The sequence below is a fragment of the Methylobacterium durans genome (assembly GCF_003173715.1).
GTDB classification, from domain to species: domain Bacteria; phylum Pseudomonadota; class Alphaproteobacteria; order Rhizobiales; family Beijerinckiaceae; genus Methylobacterium; species Methylobacterium durans.
Genome location: NZ_CP029550.1, coordinates 2104610 through 2121589 on the forward strand (window position 1 = coordinate 2104610; position 16980 = coordinate 2121589).

The window sequence follows — 16980 nt, forward strand, 5'->3', positions numbered from 1 at the left end:
AAACTCGACGCGATCCCTAAGGGTTTGAGGTCACGATGCGGTACTCCCTCGGCCTTCTGATGGTTCTCGCATTTGGCGGCCTCGCATCCGCTGTTGAGGCGCCGATCACGATCGAACGCCTACTCGGTGACGGTTGGGAGATCGCGGGATATGCGGGGAACCTCGACGTGCGAACCTCTCTGATCCTGTTCCGGAAGACGGATGTGAAGCACCTCGTGCAGTGCTCCACCCTGTACGATGTGACGAGGAGCCAACGCGTCGTCGTCAACTGCTACGAGCTGCGCTGAAGGTGGGCTGCAACCGGGCGCTGAGTGCGCTTCTCTCTGTTTGACCGGGATGGCCACGGTCCCTTTCTCAGATGCTCGCCGGTTTGCCCCCGATCTCGATGGCTCTGCGGGCCATCATCAAGGCCCCCTTGCGCGAACGGGCTGCTCCAACGAAGCGGCGAGAGTGGGCGAACACGGCGTCGGGCACGCCGCTGGCCAGGGCCAGTTCAGCGTCGCGCAAGCCGGCCCAAGCCTCCGGTAGCGGAAGGCGCTGAGCAAACGAGCCAGGCTCCGGCGGCATGGCATCCACCATCCAGTTGTCGTTCGAGACCGGATACACGGCGTAGAGAACGGGGAGCACATGCGCGAAGACCGCTCCTTCCCAAGGCATCTTCCGGTCGAGCTCCAGCACGCGCGGATCCGTCGACCGGGCATGAGCGTCGAGAACGGCAGCTTCAGCGGCAAGGCGCGCGCGCACCGCCTCGATGCGCCGCGTGAGAACAGCTTGCACCAGATTTGCTGCCTGCAGGAAGGCCGTATCCTCGGCTGTTCGATCACCGAATGCGGGCGTGTCCCAGGCTGGATTCAGGTCCTCAACAATCGCGGCAAGGCCCAGGGCATCGCCGGGTCTGCCGACCCCATTGTCTGTCTCATCGATGCGCCGCACCAACTCGCGATCGATCACTGCTCCGACTTGCGCATCGAACTGCGCGGTATCAGGGGGACCCGGCACGTTCTGCACGGCGGCTTCACCGTAGTGGCGCCAGATCAATCCGGCCGCGCTGAAGGGCGTGCCATCCTCTCGCACCTACGCGCCACGCTGGTGATGGTCGAAACGACCCGCTGCGGGCTCGTAGGCTGCTCCCACGTCCCACACCAGATCGGCTCGCGCGATCTCAGCCTCGTCTCGGGTTCGCACAAGCTCATGATCTCGCCCGGTCTCACGCAGGCCGAGCGCCAGTCGAAGGACAACGTAAGCGAAGGTTTCGTCGAGGTGGAAGGTCCCGCTATGGGTGGCCAGGCGGCGGGTGGATGGCAGCATCACCTTCTCCAATCAGCTCTTCGGCTGAATGGGTCGGAGCGTATCACCGATCCCGCTCCCTAGACGGCCTCGCTTCGAGCCGAGGCGCGAAGCTGGCCGGAAAGGTCATCAACCCCGAACAGTTCGGGTGCCTCGCCTGAGGACCGCCCTGCTGGCGATGGCAGGTACGATTCGTTCATCGGCTTACGACGGGTTCGAGGAGCGTCCGCTTTTCAGTAGCCCGACCTTGGGCTGCAGACGACCGATGTTGGCCGAGAGCGGCCTGTCCGCTATCGGCATTTGGGCCGCAGAAGCGGACGCTCATAGCGGCCTAGGAAAAATCTGGCTGCTTTGCCGCCTCTAGATCTTGATCTGCGCACCGATCTCCACGACCCGGTCCACGGGTATGCGGAAGTAGCGGGACGCGTCGGTCGCGGTCCAGGCGAGCGCGATGTAGAGGCGGTCCTGCCAGACCGGCATGCCGGTCTCCGGCGAGGCCACCAAGACCCGCCGCGTGAGGAAGTAGGACAGGTTGCCGGTGTCGAGCCCAGCGCTGGCGAGGGCGCGCGGTAGGTCGGGCAGCTCCATGAAGCCGAAGCGCACCGTCACGCAGGAGAAGGCGTCCGTGAGCTTCCGGATCGTGATGCGCTCGGCCTCAGGCACCCGCGGCTGATCCTCCGTGACCACATGCAGGATCAGGTTGTGCGCGTGCAGTACCCGGTTGTGCTTCACGTTGTGCATCAGGGCCCCCGGCGTGTCGCCGGGCGTGCCGGTCAGGAACGCGGCCGTTCCGGGCACTCGCTGAACCGAGCCGGTCTCGGCCATGCGGGTGAACTCGGAGAGCGGCACGCGCCGACGATGAATTTCCTCGGCGATGAGGCCCGAGCCGCGCCGCCAGGTCCACATCGCCGTGACGAGCGCCGCCCCGATCGTCAGCGGCACCCAACCGCCGTGGAGCAGCTTGAGGGCGTTGGCGGACAGGAACACCAACTCGATCAGCAGGAAGGGCGCGATGACGAGGGCCGCGAGGGCGGGCGACCAGCGCCAGACCCTCCAGGCGACGATGAAGAGCAAGCTCGCGGTGATGACCATGTCGCCGGTCACTGCGATGCCGTAGGCGGCCGCCAGCGCGCTCGATGACTTGAAGAGCACCACCACGAACACGACCGCAATCAGCAGCCACCAGTTCACCCGCGGGATGTAGATCTGCCCCTTCTCAGTCTCTGAGGTGCGCTGCACGCGCATGCGCGGCAGCAACCCGAGCTGCATAGCCTGCTGCGTGATCGAGAAGGTGCCAGTGATGACCGCTTGGCTCGCGATGATTGTGGCGACCGTGGCGAGCAGCACCATCGGCAGCAGGGCCCAGGCCGGGTAGAGCAGGAAGAAGGGGTTCTCGATCCGCTCGGGATGGGCCAGCAGCATGGCGCCCTGGCCCAGGTAGTTGAGGGCGAGCGCCGGCAGAACGAGGGCGAACCATGCCGTCCGGATCGGCCCGCGGCCGAAATGGCCCATGTCGGCGTAGAGCGCCTCCGCGCCCGTCACGGCCAGGAACACGGCGCCAAGCGCCAGCAGGCCTGCCGTGCCGTGGCCGAGCAGGAAGGCGACGCCATGGGCCGGGTTGAACGCGCCGAGGATGCCGGGGTCGTCCGCGATGTGACCGAGCCCGCCGAGCGCCATGACGACGAACCAGAAGGCCGTGATCGGCCCGAAGAAGGTCGCCACCCGCGCCGTGCCGTGGCTCTGGGCCGCGAACAGGCCGATCAGGATCGCGAGGCTGATTGGCAGGACATACGGTTCGAAGGCGGGTGTGACGAGCTTCAGCCCCTCGACGGCCGAAAGCACCGAGATTGCCGGCGTGATGATGGCGTCGCCGTAGAACAGGGCGACGCCGACCATGCCGAGCACGATGACGAAGCCGCCAGAATGTCCGAGGGCACGTTGGGCGAGCGCCACCAGGGACGGCGTGCCGCCCTCGCCGTCGTTGTCCGCCCGCATCACGATGAGCACGTATTTCAGCGTGACGATCAGGATCAGCGCCCAGAGGATCAGCGAGACGACACCGAACACCATCTCGCGGGTGAGACCGTGCCCGCCGGACGCCGCATGCAGGGATTCCTTCAGCGCGTAGAGCGGGCTCGTGCCGATGTCGCCGTAGACGACGCCGACCGAGCCGAGCGTCAGCGCCCAGAAGCCGGTCTTCGAGTCGTGCTCCGTGCTCGCCGGCAACGAGGCCTGCAACGATGCTTGGGTCGATGCTCGGACCGACGAAAGCTCAGTCGTGGCACGAGTAGGCATGGACACGTTCCTCCGGCCGGTTCGAGCCCGCTCTCAGATGCGCCGCCTCAACGGCCGAGGAGCCAGCATCGTTCGCCGGACACGGACGTTGGTAGTGCCCGTCCGGCCGGGATGACGCGTCGCGGCTCCGTCTTCGACGCACGTCCGCGCCCCGGTCATCATCCCTCCGGCGCAAGGTTCCCGTGGCGCGTGGCATTTCAGCAGCAGGCAGACGGCCCAGCCTCGTGTCTAAGCGGAGAGGCAGACACCCCGCCTCCAGAGGGCCCGACGCAGGACCATGACCGCACGTTTCAGGCTCGCACGTCGCGTCTCCCAGGCGGTCGCAGCCTTGCTCGCCCTGGCGGTCTTCGCCTCGCTCCCCGCCCGAGCCAAGCAGGACGGCGCTTCCGACAAGGCCGGCTCCTCGGCGGGCGGCAAGGGAGACGGCCAGGAGGGCGGCAAGTCAGACAAGCAGAAGGACGTCGATACCGAGCACCTGTTCGGCTTCACCGAGGGCGCCGACGCGGGCGAGAAGGGCGAGCAGGAGGTGGTGGTCGATACCGTCACACGCCTGAGCAAGCGCCGCGACGGACCAGGCCCATCGACTTACCGTGTGCTCGACACCCGCTTCGCCTACCAGTTCAACCCCATCGACAGGTTCAGCGTCGAGTTGAGCGCCTTCGGCAACCTCCGTCGCCAGCGCAACATCGTGGATCTGGACGACAAGTCCTTCGGCACCTTCGACGGGGTGTCAGTGGAGCTCAAGTACCAGTTCCTGAAGGGCTCTGCCGAGCAGCCCCTCGGGCTGGCGATCGAGGTGCGACCGCGCTTCACCCGCGTGCTGCCGATCGAAGGCAACGGGGCCAACATCTTCGACATGGAAAGCCTGCTGCAACTCGATGTTCAGGTGGTGCCGGACAAGATCTGGTACGGCAGCAACATCAGCTTCGAGCCAGCCGCAGGGCGGCAGCGAGGTTCCGGCGAGGGATACCGCTCTTCGACGTTCCTGTGGTCGAACGCCGTTGTTGGACGGATCGCGGAGAAGACCTTCCTGGGCCCGGAGGTTCGCTACCTGCGGGGCTATGACGGGATCTTCCTCAACCGCTTGGAGAGCGAGGCGCTCTTCATCGGTCCTGCGTTGCACCACCGTTTCACTGAGAAAGCCTGGCTGACGCTGGCCTACGGAGCGCAGGTCTGGGGTCGCGACACCGATCCGGCGTACGCGCGGCGTGCCCTGGGCCTGAACCAGTTCGAGCGCCACAACCTGCGCGTGAAGTTCGGCATGGAGTTCTAGCTAGGAAGCCGCATGGCGCACCTCCTGATGGTCGCTGAATCGCACTCAGCCCCACCGAAGATGGAACGTAGAGCGCTATGAGAGGCGACAAGGCCGCATGCTGGGGAAGTACGCCCTAGAACACGTCCTCTCATCCGCGTCGTAGCGCTCGGGATCCATTGCCTTGTATCTCTGAGTTGCCCGCTCTGTCATCAGCGGAATGTGCACCGCGGGCACGATCTGGTCTCTGGCCACCGACTCCGGTGGCGCGGTGAGCATGGTGGCCCAGAAGGCTCCCTAAGTAATTACCCACGCCTCTGATGGGGGCGCCGTTCAGGCGACGGTGGCGAGGATCGTCGCGAACGGGCTGGCGCCGGAGAGGCGGGCGGTGTCGACGACGGTGCGGATGTCGGCCTCGCCGGTAGCGGCCCACATCGCACGGTAGCCATTGGTCATCTTCCGTTGCACGACGGCGGGACGGAGCAGGCGCTCGCAGCCGTTGTTTGTGACCGCGACCGTGCCGGGATGATCGAGGAAGACCAGGAGTTGATCGCGGGCCCGACCAATCCTGGCCTGCAGTTCGTAGGTCAGGTCACAGCGGCTCGGGGCGGACAGGATGTCGGAAAGCCGCCGCTCCAGCGCCCGCCGTTTGGCCGCGAGCGTCGAGGCGGCCAGATCGGTGACGCGCTCGGCCAGGGCGAACACGGCCTGCAGCCAGAACTGGAGGCGCAGTGGCACCGGATCGGCGCTCACCTCGACGGCGTAGGCCACGTCGCGGGCGAGATGCGCCAGGCAGGTCTGGTGGCGGACGCCATGACCCTGCTGAGCGGTGTAGCGGTCGGAGATCCAGACCGCGGGCCGGTGCCCGTCCATCATCTCCCGCACCACGACGGCGCCGCGCGTCGGCGAGGCTGTGTGCACCACCGCGTCCGTCGAGTGGAAGACCCAGTGATAGGAGTTCGAGCCCTCGATGCGCACCCCGGTCTCGTCCGAGGCGACGACCTCGGCACGGCGCAGCTTTGCGACGGCGGCCTCGCGGCCGGCCCGAAAGCGCGCCTGCGCGCGGCGGAGCAGGTTCATCAGCCCGCCCTGACTGAGCGTCAGGCCGAACAGATCCGACAGCGCCGCCTGCAGCCGCTCGTAGGACAGAGCCTGGAAGGTCTTCAGATACGTCGCCACCGCGTGCAGCCGCGGACCAAACGGCGTGCCCCGCGCGGCCTGCGGCACCGGCGCGACGCCGCGCCCCCCGCAGGACGGGCACTGCACGGCCAGCCGCCGATGCCGGGTCACCACCGGCGCCACGGCGGGCAACTCGATCCGCTCGGACACGCTCACGACCTCGGCGGGAAGGTCCCCGTGCAAGGCGCCGCCGCAGCACGCGCACCGATCCGGACGATGATCGACGACCGCGTCGGGATCCTCGCTCAGCACACGGCTATGGCCCTCGTGACCGGGCTTGGCTCCGCCGGGCTTGGCCTGCTCCCGCCGCTCCTTGCGGTCGGTGGACGGCGGCTTTGAGGAGGTGCGCGAGGTCTTCTGCGGGCGCTGCAGCCGCAGCACCAGCTCGATCAGTTCTTCCCGGCTCAGACGTTCGAGATCGCTGCGGCCCATCCCACGAACGAATCAGCCAAACCGGCCCCGCACAAGGCCCCGCACGACCCCCGCGCCGCCGCACGTCCTTCGAACCTGGCGCTCAAACCGCGTGGGTAATTACCTCCCTAAGCCAGGAGGAAGGCCACCACATGCATGCCGAGTGTGCGCATGGTCGCTTCTCGGATCGAAGACGCTCAGGATAACCCAATGCCCGCGCAGATCTTGATGGAAAAAGCAGCGGGCACGCGAAGAAATACAAAGCCCAAAATGCATCAGTAGAGCTTGACTCGACCGATCGCTCAAGATTAGCTGAATTTGCTAGTCCGATACCACCGCGAGAATCAAGAAACTGCCGGAGATGGCTGAGTTCCCAGCAGCGAGGCTGACGAGAATGGTCACGAAGATACTCGTTGAGCGCTGGGAGGATGCGCAATGGAGAGCGGGGTAGACCGCCTGGCACTGGATATGCGTCAGGCCAATCGCTTCACGCTCCACATCATGGTCGCAGTGGCCGAGCAGGGAGCCCGCGCAGTCAGCGAACGGACGAGAGCCGCGCTGGCTGCTGCAAATATGAGGGGCATGCAGATGGGCAAGAACGCAGCCGCGCTTAACACCAAACGTGGGGAGCGGGCCGACGACTACGCAGCGAGGCTACGGCCCGTGCTGATCGAGTTGCAAGCCAAGGGCATCACCAGCGTGCGTCGCACGGCGGACGCTCTCAACAAGCGTGGCGTGCCTACGATCACCGGAGGGCAGTGGCATCCCACAACGGTGCAAAGGGTGTTGGAGAGACTGAACTCTCAGGTTGCGCAGTAGGACTGCGGCGGCACACAAATCGTATTGCGAAAAAGGCCGTCGATTGCTGCGCTGAGCGCGGCCAATAGGATAGGGATACCTCGTCACTGGCAGGCAGCGTTATTTGTCGCCCGCAGCATTCCGGCCTGATCAATTGAGTTTCGTCTTAGGTCAGCGCCCGCCGTATGCTGGTCCGCGATCGCCGCCACCATCCCTTAATCATTCCGCCCATCCTTCGGCTGGTACCGGCAAGCTGATGCCGGAGTCAGCTTGAGCTAGGAGACGGCTTATACCGGTCGACGGTGATAGCGACTCACGAGGTTTCGTATCGGCGGCGGATCTGGTTCGATGAGGCGAACCGGGAGGGTTTGCCATGTCCGCTGCGGTTGCTCTGCGTGAGGATTTCAACGCCGACGATCTTCGACGTCTGGCCAAGGCCAGCCGAGACGCGGGCCAGAGCCGCCGGCTGCTGGCGCTGGCCGAGATCTACGAGGGCAGCAGCCGCACGGATGCGGCTCGGATCGGGGTGGTAGGGTTGCAGACGGTGCGAGATTGGGTGCTCGCCTTCAACGCAGCTGGCCCGGCCGGGCTGATCAACCGCAAGGCCCCGGGCAACCCAGCCAAGTTGAGCGATGCGCAGCGTCAAGCGCTGGCGCAGATCGTCGAGAGCGGGCCGGACCCGGATCGACACGGCGTGGTGCGCTGGCGGCTGAAGGATCTCGCCGCCTGGATCTACGCCAGCTTCGGCGTGAGCCTGAACGAGAGCACGGTGGGCCGCACGGTGAAACAACTCGGCTTCCGCAAGCTGTCGGCACGCCCGCGCCATCATGAGCAGGACCCGGCCGCACTGGCAGCCTTCAAAAAAACTTGCCAGCCGAGGTGAGGGCGATCCGAGCCCGGCTGCCGGCTGGCGCGGCCATCGAGGTGTGGTGGTCAGACGAGGCTCGGGTCGGCCAGAAGAACACGCTGCCCCGCCGCTGGGCGCGCCGCGGCAGCCGGCCCTCGGCGCCCAAGGACCAACGTACGGCCCACGCCTACATCTTCGGAGCGATCTGTCCCGAGAAGGGCAAGGGTGCCGGCCTCATCATGCCGAGATGCGATACCGCGGCGATGAACGAGCACCTCAGGGAGATCAGCTGCAGCGTCGAGGAAGGCGCCCACGCCGTGCTGATCCTCGATGGGGCGGGCTGGCACGTCGCCCACGACCTCGTCGTGCCCGCCAACATCACCCTGCTGCCGCTGCCAGCCTGCGCCCCGGAACTCAACCCGGTCGAGAATGTCTGGCAGTTCCTGCGCGACAACTGGCTCGGCGACCGCGTCTTCTCGTCCTACGAGGACATCGTCGAGCAGTGCTGTCAGGTCTGGAACCGGTTCATCGACCAGCCTTGGAAGATCATGTCCATCGGCCTGCGTGACTGGGCCTATCAGTTATGATCACCACCGATTGGTATTACTTGCTTTGCAGGAGCGGACCAAACCTCTCCGTGAGGAGTGCCAGTTGGCGCCTTGCCTGATGTGCCCTGCGCTCGTGGATGCCGCTCAGCGCCCTCAGTGTCTCAGCCGCTGCTGGTGATCCAGCTTGAGCAACAACCTCGGCAACAGAGGCAACATCCCGAGCGGCCCGCTCGTCTGTGGCAACCGCTGCGGTGAGTACCTCGACCAGTTCACTTGCGCCCTGACGCATGGCCTTGTTTGCCTCACTGCCTCCCACAGTCTCAGATTACGCGAAACGGCTTTGGCAGGGGCCACAACGAGCAAGGCCGCAATCGGTACATCGACTGCGGCCCGCTTGTGCCAGCGGTCGGAACCTACTTGCGGCTGTAAGCGAGCGCCGCCCGCCTGTTGCCGGAGCGCCCACTCGCGTTCGAGATCTCAACCTCGTCGCGCCGGATCGTGTCGCGCACCGTCTCAACACGTTTCGTGCGCTCCCGACGGACCACGACCTCTTCCCTGACCCTGACCCCCTTGGCCACCAGCGGCACCTCGGAAGTCTCAACCATCTCGACGGTGAGCTCGGTCAAGGCTTCTCCGGTTGCCTTATCGGTCACAGGTCTGCGCCGCTCAACCACGACCTTCTCGTCATACAGCGTCACCTGCTGCTCGGCCGGCACCTCGACGACATAGCGGCGGACCGTGGTCGTGCCGCTGTTCTCCGTGCGCTTGCCCACAATCAACGTCTCTTCGGCGAGCGGGATGACCTCCTCGTCCTGGGTCGACACCTGGTTCCTGGATGCCGAGGCATTGCCGGACCGCGCGAGGGAGCGGCCGGACGGCACCCCCCACAGCCCGAACATCGCGTCGAAGAACAGCGAGCCGGTGCTCAACGGGGCAGTCGCGACACGCTGAACGGTCTCCGCGGCGTTCTGGGTCACCTTGCGGGTGCTCTCAGCGGCAGCTTCAGCGGTCCGCGCCACTTGCTCGGCAGTTTGCCGGGCGGCCTCTCGGGTCTCCCGCTCGCGATTGGCGGCTTCCTTCTGCTCGGCCAGGAGCTTCTCGGTCTGCTCACGCTCTTGCCTTTGCTCGGCCCGGCGCTGCTCAGCCTCGGCGCGCTTTGCTTCTTCGACTTCAGCCTTCCCTTCCTCGATCTTCTCGACGATGGCCTGTGCCTCCTCGTCACTTAGCGCCTTCATGACCGCTGGCAGCAGGTCCTTGCGTTCATCCCGCACACTTTGCTGGAAGGCCTTCCGCAACTCGGCGACTTTCGGACCAAACTCCTCGCTGCCCTTCGGTATCTGCTCCAGCTCAGCCAGCAGCTTGCGGGTTTGTTTGTTGTCGTTCAACGCAGGGGTGACGAGGTCTTTGGTTTCCTTGTGCTTCCGCAGGACGGGGAACAGGTGCTCCTCCTCCAGCTTGGCCAAGAGCTCCAGCTCGGACCTGAGGTCGCCCAGGAGGCGCTCGCGTGTTTTCACGGCATTGTTCGAGGTGTCGGCGAGTGCGGCAAAGAGCTCGTTCGCCTTCGTCGGGCTGGTCTGTATCAGCTGCCTGATCGTAGCCATGTCTGCCTCATAGTATGTTGAAAGCTGCTTGAGTGTCGCGTTGCTAGTCTGATTAGTTTTTACTCGGCTGGCATCGTTCAGAGGGTTTAAAGCGGCGTGATCGCAGAGATCATCACCGGCCCAGGCTGCTCCGTGGAGGCAACCTGAAGCGATCCCACCAGCGTGGAGGTTGCCGAGCTTCGATGTGCGCGGCTCAGGCGGGGACGCCTCAGCGAACGGCAGTCGAGCTGTGCTGAGCCATGCTGGAGAAGGATCTGCCAGCCTCCTCAACGGCGCGGGCCGATGTCTCAGTGATCGCCCGGCTGTCCTGCACGACGTGCTGCAGGCTCTCGCGAGCCAGCTCGCTCTGGATCGCGGCAAACTCCTGGACCGACTTGGCCCGGGTCAGCCGGTTCAGCCCCTCGAGGTTGCGCTGCCACTGGCTCTGGGCCAGGCCGAACCAGCCGCGCGAGGCATCCTGGAAGGCCTGGGTCAGGACCGTGCCGCAGCGCGTGACCGCTTCCAGGTTCTGCTTGGACTGACGAGCCAGGCGCTCGCTATCCTCTCCGGTGAAGCCCAGGGTCTTGGTGAAGCGCTCGGCCGCCTCCCGCGCCTGCTGTGAGGCGGTCTCGGCACTTCTCTGCACGATCTGCTTGGCGTTCTCAGTGACCTGCTCACGCAGAGCGACCATCAGGTTCAAGCGGTCCCGAGCGGCGTCAACAAGTTGTTCGCCCTGCTCGGCCGCCTGATCGATATTTGACCTTGCCGTATCAAGGATCCTCTCGCTCAGCTCGTGCTGATCGCCTCGAGCGGTAATCTGATTGAGAATCATTAGGATCTCCTGCCCAGGAAAATGATGTATCCGCGTCCTCACGATAAGAACATAAGCACGTCCTACTTGGCCGGCGAAAAGTTTCGCCGTGCATATCGCACCGCACCTAGCTTGCGCCGCGGCACTTCTATTCAAGGTGCGTGACGGCAACTCGATCCAAATTAATTTATGACACTCACCATCATCTGTTATAGCCAAGCCACAACCTTCTGACCGCGCTGCACAATATACTCGTGTCACGGTCCTTCAGAGGCATCCCGGAACCCAACTGGCCAATTAGGCGCCGCTGACCGGCGTCTCCGCGGCGTCGGTCACCGGCCTCGTGTCACAGCCCTGCTGCTCGCGGAGATCGAGAGCGGCTGCGTCGTCTTTGCCGGTCGATGTTCGGCGGAGGCGGCGGGACTGCTGGTTCCGCGACACCTGCGAGATCGGTATTGCGGTCACGACCAAGACCGCCGGGAACGCACGCTCCCGACGGTCTGTTGCCCGACCATGAGGCTTGCAGCGATCATTGGCATGTCCCTAGCGGCTGTAGCCCTTCTACTCGGGATCTACGTCGCGCCCTCGGCTCGTCGCGAAACGGCGTCACGCCCGGCTCCGCTGGAGCGCACATCCACTGCCAGCATCGACGCCCGTCGGACTGGGGCAGCGGCTCGCACCTGGGCTGACCCGCCCGCACGACGCGAGGACGTTCCTGCCCTGGCAGCGGCAACGGTGGAGGCCGGAAGCTCCTCACCTGAGCTGGTTGCTACCACTCCACTGCCTCTGGTCTTTGCGCCGGCTCCCTCGCAGAAGCAGGCCCATCGTCGCGGCCTGCGTGCTACCAAGTTGATCCGACCCCACCAACTCGGCCGCTACGTTGCCCTCCCACCTACCCGGGAGAGACGGCGACGCGAACCGCCTCAGTCACCGGCCGTTGCGGCTGTCAGCGAGCCAGCGCCAACTCCTCTCGAACCGGAGCCGATCGAGTTCAGCCTCGCCACCCGTGGCCGCTAGCTGATGCAGCGCTGCCCTCTGCAGCCATGTGCTTCGTGCTTCTAGGCAGCAAGCCCCGAAAGCTCACCCGCGGCTGCCGTGAGAGGGCTTGCCTGGAGTGGAGTGTCCCCTGAGGTGCGGGCGGGAGGCCGAGTACCCGCTGATGAAGGTGATGCGGGCCTGCGCCAAGGAGACGCCGCAGGACACGGCGATCAAGCTGATGGACGAAGGCCGGCGCGAGTGGGCCAGGGGCGTGATGCGTAGCAGCCTCGGCAGCATGTGCGAGGAGGCGTTCGCTAAGCTGCCTGCCTCGCCGGAGAAGCGGCAGAGCAGCCGCGCAAAGTAGCTGTCTGTGAGCTCGCGCCCGGCGCGTCGGCGGTCCTAGCCTCTCCGTGTCATGCCGTCGTGAACGCGACGCCGAGACATCGCTCGGTGCGGCGAACGACCTGACACGGCTTGTTCAGGCCCGTGCTCTGGATCTTGAGCGTGAACGCGTCGGGCAGAGCGGACGTCTGCCCCACCTCGATCAGCGCCCCGTCCGCCGAGGCTTCGCGCACCAAACAGTCGATGGGGGAGGACCCGCCCGCAGGGTGCAACTCCCCGAGCCGGAAGAGGTCCTGACGCGGAGCCCTGCGCTGCTCCACCATGGCGTTGCTGTCGGCGGCCATGCTCCCAGGCTCATTGCGCGTCGGTGGTAGCTTGAGGAAGCGCCGGTAGGCCGCCACCCGTCGCAAACCCTGCCGGGCGTTCTGGCTAGTCGGAAGACGATAGAACCGCTCCGCCAGGGTCAGGAGAACATCAGCATCGCGTGGCGACAAGGCTGCGATCGTCCGCAGGGCAGGCAAGGGAATAGGGGTGCTCATGCCCACCTAATAACCGGGCCGGTTCTGGAGATCCGAGGGATCCACCCGCATGCCTGACGCGGGGTTACCGCAATCGCAGAGGAGCAGAGTGCCGTCGCAATCGAGGCAGCCGCGAGTTCGCCTGCGCGGGGTAGACGAGTGGCATCCGAGCGAAGCGAAACGTGATTTCCGCGTCGGTGACTAGGGGAAACTGGGCTCTAGCGGCCCCTCGCTCGGAATAGCCTGCAAGGACCCTCAGACCCACCGAACCGCCAGTTCAGCATCTAACGTACTCAGCAGAGTTAAATGTAAGTAGCTTTGCTGTATCTGGTCGCGGCGTACCCGAAGATGGCTGGAGCGGAGTGCATATTGGGCCTGTACAGAAGCGAACGCAGTTTGAGGATTTTGGAAGTTTCTTGGAACCAAATGATCTAACTTATATTCGAATGTCTGTGAAAGCGGAGTTCTAGGATGTGAATAAATCTCCTAGCACACTGGCGAGCGCGGCAATTGATCTCGTGGCTGCGGCAGGGTTTGCGCTACTTCTCTCTTTGGCAGGTTCAGGTCACCTGAAGGCTCAGACGCTGGGCTCTTCGTCAAGCAACTCGGGTGACCGTTTCGCAGAGCCGGAGCGCGTTGCTCCTGTGTTCACGCTCCCGCAGGTTTCGTCGCAGCTTCCTCCTCCCTCCTTGCCGCCTGAAGAAGGTGCCCCGGCGGCGAATGTCTCAGACAGCGAGCCTCAGGATTCGGACGCGAAGAGCGCGGCCGATAGCGGTGAGAAGACCCAAGGCGTCGTGGGCACGGTCAAGAGCCCGCTCGTCACTCCGGCCCAAGCAGAGCCGTCCCCCCCGCCCCAAACCGAGGCTCGCTCCGGACCGTCAGAGCCGGTGGTGACCGCAACGGTACCGGCACGCCGTAAGCAGCCTGTCCGCACCAGCTGGCGATACGGCCGAGGCGTCAAGATGCACTGCTCCTGCCGGGTGGTCGCCCGGCCGCAACATGGCCGCAAGACAAAGATCACTCAGGCCAACGCACCGGTTGCGGCCGGTCAGCAGCCCGCCTCACCTGCGTCCAACCGCTCGGATCAGCTCGGGAGCGGGCGAGCCGTCTGGTACCAGCATGCCGGCCGCACAGCGAGTGGAGAGACTTACAACCCGGACGGGCTTACGGCGGCGCATCGCACCCTGCCTCTGGGGACACGGGTGCGTGTGGTCAACCGGAAGAACGGTCACTCTGTGATCGTGCGGATTACCGACCGGACCAACAAGCGCACGCAGCGCAAGAGCAACTACGTCATCGACTTGTCGCGTGGAAGCGCACGGAAGCTCGGCATCGAGGGAGTGGCATCAGTAGCCCTGTACAGAGCTCAGTAGGAGCGGACACCGCGGGCACATCCTGGAGCAGATTACCTAGGCGGAGTCTGAGCTGAGGCGGCCCCGTGACCCTCCGGTGTCGCTTACGAACCCATGGCTGCCTCGGCTTGTCCGCGTCTCGTGCTTGCATGAGCCACAGCTTCATGCCCTCGCCAGGCTTATCGAGAGTACCTGTGCCGGGGCATGCCGGCCCAGCTCCGCAGCGCTGTGAAGCGTCTGCACGCGCACGACGTGGATCAGGACTAGCCGCGTTATGGAGCCGCTTCCTTCGCATAAGGCCCGATATGGAGCGGCCAGCTTCACGGCCGGCGGCTTCGCCATCCGCCGCTCCAATCCGGGTAGGTGCTTGCCCGACGGTCACCACAGGCCGTGCAGCGGCACCGCAAGGCGATGTCCGGTACGTACTCCTCAGGGCGCAGGATGACGAACGGCAGCAAGGCTTCGTGATTGCATGCGCACCGCGCAATGATCCCGCAGGCACCTGCCTCGCGCACGTTGCTGACAGTGGCTGGCTCGCACTCCCGGGCCTCGTGGTCATAGGCCCGCCGAGAGCTGCGACGGTGCCGAGGGACGGGCAGGCCCTTGCCGATCGCGCGCATGATCCTCTGCCCGGCCCTGTGGAAGGGCCCAGGCTAAGGGGCGGCCTGGACAGGCTCTACGGCGTTTCCCCGAGCTGTGGACAGCCTGTGGATCGAAGAGAGGCGCCCTCAGCCTGCCCGTCGCAGCTCGGGCAGAGCGTCAGGCAGCTCGGGGTTCAGCCGCAGCCGGATCTCCTTGCCGGGCTTGAAGTGTACGGCCTTTTTCTCCGCCACGACCACGCTCTCGCCCGTCTTTGGGTTGCGGCCTTCGCGCCCCCGCACGTTCTTGGTCGAGAAGGCTCCAAAGCCGCGGATCTCGACCCGGTTGCCGGCCGCGAGCGCGTCCTCGATCCGATCGAAGATCGCGTTCACGATGGCCTCGCAGTCCCGCTCGTAGAGGTGCGGGTTCTGCGTCGCCAGGCGGGTGACGAGTTCAGAGCGGACCATACTTCAGAGGCCCGGCCGCGGCTTCGGCACCTGGATCGTGACGCGCCGGCCGGTCAGGGGTCGAGGATCACCATGGTGGTCTCCTGAACTCGTGTGAGCCCGAGTTCACGGAGCTGAACGGGCGAAGTCTTGGCGCTCTCTTCAGCGTGCACAGGTTGGCTTAAAGCCCTGTAAACCACAGGCCGATGCGCTCTGCCGCGCCCCGTCTCAAGCAAGGTATGGTGGTTCAGAAGCTTAGGCTGAGGCGGTCTGATGAGGCTCGGGATCGTAGCTCTGTGTGGGCTCACCTTGCTGGCTGAGGCCATGCTGCCGGCAGCGGCTCAGACGCTTCCTGCCGCTGTGGGCCAAGCACCGGTTCGGGCCTCAAAGCCGGATCCCAACGCGTGGACGGTTGGGTTGGCTGGCGGCCTTCTGGAGGGCAGCTTCATTCGATACGCGGCCGACCTCGCCAAGGTCCTGGATGATGGCGACAACCTTCGGGTGATCCCGATGGTCACGTATGGCGCTGTGGGCAACGTGAAAGACCTGCTGGACCTGAGGGGCGTCGACATCGCTATCACGCAAGCCGACGTCCTGGATCATTTCCGGCGCGATCTGAAGGTGACCGACATTGGAAAGCGGATCCAGTACATCTCACCCCTCTACTTCGCTGAGGTTCATGTTTATGCCCGCCCAGAGATCAAGTCTCTGAAAGAACTCAGCGGGCGCAAGGTTGCGTTCAACACACCGGGAAGTGCAGCGAACTTAACGGGGAAGGTCATTTTTGACCGGCTCGGCATCGAGGCTGAGCGGGTACTTATCAATAACGCCATGGCAATCGAAAAAATGCGCACGGGCGAGATTGCCGCTATCGTGCACGTCGTAGGGAAGCCGAACGACCTCTTTGCGAAGTTGAAGAATAAACCGGGGTTCCACTTCTTACCGATAGAGTTCGGTCAAGAACTTGAGGACTAATATCTGCCGACATCCTTGAGCCACGATGACTATCCCGAGCTGATACCAGCGGGGCAGTCAGTCAACACTGTTGCTGTCTCGACTGTCCTGGCGGTATACAATTGGCCAAAATCTAACGAAAGATACCGTCGCGTCGGTCGCTTTATCGAAGCTTACTTCGAGAAGTTTCAGCAGTTGCGGCAACCGCCCTTTCAGCCAAAGTGGGGAGAGGTCAATTTGGCGGGCACGGTTCCGGGATGGACGCGGTACCAAGCTGCCGAGGAAGCGCTGTCGAAGCTGCGAGGCGCGGTGGGTCCAAGTTCTAGGCGTCCATAGCGGAAGCATTGTCCCGGCCAGCCTTTCACCATTGCACTCGGCCCATTCACCTGGCCCGTTGCCACCTTAAAGGGTGACCCTGGCGCTGCGCGGTGCCGTGCGCCAGGGCCTGACTGGAAGCCCTGCCACGACCTCCACGTGGCGGGCTTTTCCCGTTTGGGCCCTAAAACCCGCACAGAGCCGCAGAGACAGCCGAGAGCGTCTGGCGGCACCCAAGGTGCGGAAGCGTGGCCGTGACTCTGTGCGAGCCTGCTGAACCATGCCAGGGCCCACCTTCGGGGCGCGACCGGATTGGAGATCAGCGATGTGCCGCCCCTGTCAGCCCGCTCCGCTCGGTCCGGCTCCGCCCGCGCCCACATGAGACAGTTCACGCGCGATGCCTTGCGGCTGCAGAGGGCGCCGGTTGGCTCGTGGTGGCCGGAGCCGGTTGGTCCTGCCAGGGTGGCGTCTTGCGCCGTAGTACAGTC

At 64.9% G+C, this 16980-nt stretch carries 15 protein-coding genes; 7 read left to right on the plus strand and 8 right to left on the minus strand.

Annotation, left to right across the window (positions count from 1 at the left end; translation table 11 throughout):
• Window positions 1–35 precede the first annotated feature (35 nt).
• Window positions 36–287: a hypothetical protein gene (locus DK389_RS09615; protein WP_109889142.1), complete on the plus strand. Its 252-nt coding sequence runs from the start codon at window positions 36–38 to the stop codon at window positions 285–287.
• 67 nt (window positions 288–354) lie between these two features.
• Here the strand turns inward: DK389_RS09615 and DK389_RS09620 are convergent, their stop codons facing one another.
• From DK389_RS09620 to DK389_RS09625, 3 genes are all read right to left on the minus strand, one after another.
• Window positions 355–1074, minus strand: coding sequence for an MYG1 family protein (locus DK389_RS09620; protein WP_472436460.1), 720 nt, complete (start codon window positions 1072–1074; stop codon window positions 355–357).
• Window positions 1075–1308 carry an MYG1 family protein gene (locus DK389_RS35860; protein WP_210206750.1) on the minus strand — a complete coding sequence of 78 codons (234 nt, stop codon included), beginning with the start codon at window positions 1306–1308 and terminating at the stop codon, window positions 1075–1077.
• 339 nt (window positions 1309–1647) lie between these two features.
• Window positions 1648–3582 carry a potassium transporter Kup gene (locus DK389_RS09625; protein WP_418292020.1) on the minus strand — a complete coding sequence of 645 codons (1935 nt, stop codon included), beginning with the start codon at window positions 3580–3582 and terminating at the stop codon, window positions 1648–1650.
• A gap of 277 nt (window positions 3583–3859) precedes the next feature.
• Here DK389_RS09625 and DK389_RS09630 point away from each other — a divergent pair, with 277 nt between their 5' ends.
• The gene (locus DK389_RS09630) at window positions 3860–4855 is read left to right on the plus strand and encodes a hypothetical protein (RefSeq protein WP_109889144.1); all 996 of its coding nucleotides are present in this window, start codon (window positions 3860–3862) and stop codon (window positions 4853–4855) included.
• A 312-nt stretch (window positions 4856–5167) separates the two neighbouring features.
• Here DK389_RS09630 and tnpC read toward each other — a convergent pair whose 3' ends face one another.
• Window positions 5168–6445 carry an IS66 family transposase gene (gene tnpC / locus DK389_RS09635; RefSeq protein ID WP_109889146.1) on the minus strand — a complete coding sequence of 426 codons (1278 nt, stop codon included), beginning with the start codon at window positions 6443–6445 and terminating at the stop codon, window positions 5168–5170.
• A gap of 414 nt (window positions 6446–6859) precedes the next feature.
• Here tnpC and DK389_RS09640 point away from each other — a divergent pair, with 414 nt between their 5' ends.
• Window positions 6860–7243: a recombinase family protein gene (locus DK389_RS09640; protein WP_109889147.1), complete on the plus strand. Its 384-nt coding sequence runs from the start codon at window positions 6860–6862 to the stop codon at window positions 7241–7243.
• 352 nt (window positions 7244–7595) lie between these two features.
• Window positions 7596–8656 (plus strand): IS630 family transposase gene (locus tag DK389_RS09645; RefSeq protein ID WP_109889149.1). Its coding sequence is split into 2 segments (ribosomal slippage): window positions 7596–8082 and window positions 8082–8656, totalling 1062 coding nucleotides; the frame shifts between segments, so codons are not numbered across the junction.
• Between the two features lie 374 nt (window positions 8657–9030).
• Here the strand turns inward: DK389_RS09645 and DK389_RS09650 are convergent.
• Both DK389_RS09650 and DK389_RS09655 read right to left on the minus strand, forming a co-directional pair.
• On the minus strand, window positions 9031–10218 hold the full coding sequence (locus DK389_RS09650) for a YsnF/AvaK domain-containing protein (protein WP_109889151.1): 1188 nt from the start codon (window positions 10216–10218) through the stop codon (window positions 9031–9033).
• 208 nt (window positions 10219–10426) lie between these two features.
• A complete protein-coding gene (locus tag DK389_RS09655) occupies window positions 10427–10888 on the minus strand; it encodes a phasin family protein (RefSeq protein WP_109896211.1) in 462 nt (153 codons plus the stop codon).
• A 1279-nt stretch (window positions 10889–12167) separates the two neighbouring features.
• Between DK389_RS09655 and DK389_RS09660 the strand changes: the two genes are divergently transcribed.
• On the plus strand, window positions 12168–12350 hold the full coding sequence (locus tag DK389_RS09660; protein ID WP_162560590.1) for a hypothetical protein: 183 nt from the start codon (window positions 12168–12170) through the stop codon (window positions 12348–12350).
• 49 nt (window positions 12351–12399) lie between these two features.
• On the opposite strand, the gene DK389_RS32250 is transcribed toward DK389_RS09660, so the two are convergent.
• On the minus strand, window positions 12400–12672 hold the full coding sequence (locus tag DK389_RS32250) for a PilZ domain-containing protein (RefSeq protein WP_162560591.1): 273 nt from the start codon (window positions 12670–12672) through the stop codon (window positions 12400–12402).
• A gap of 1190 nt (window positions 12673–13862) precedes the next feature.
• Between DK389_RS32250 and DK389_RS34125 the strand changes: the two genes are divergently transcribed.
• Window positions 13863–14219 carry a septal ring lytic transglycosylase RlpA family protein gene (locus DK389_RS34125; RefSeq protein WP_418292050.1) on the plus strand — a complete coding sequence of 119 codons (357 nt, stop codon included), beginning with the start codon at window positions 13863–13865 and terminating at the stop codon, window positions 14217–14219.
• Between the two features lie 707 nt (window positions 14220–14926).
• On the opposite strand, the gene DK389_RS09675 is transcribed toward DK389_RS34125, so the two are convergent.
• Window positions 14927–15244: an integration host factor subunit beta gene (locus DK389_RS09675; protein WP_109889159.1), complete on the minus strand. Its 318-nt coding sequence runs from the start codon at window positions 15242–15244 to the stop codon at window positions 14927–14929.
• A gap of 252 nt (window positions 15245–15496) precedes the next feature.
• Here DK389_RS09675 and DK389_RS09680 point away from each other — a divergent pair, with 252 nt between their 5' ends.
• The gene (locus tag DK389_RS09680) at window positions 15497–16198 is read left to right on the plus strand and encodes a TAXI family TRAP transporter solute-binding subunit (RefSeq protein WP_236960773.1); all 702 of its coding nucleotides are present in this window, start codon (window positions 15497–15499) and stop codon (window positions 16196–16198) included.
• Window positions 16199–16980: the final 782 nt, after the last annotated feature.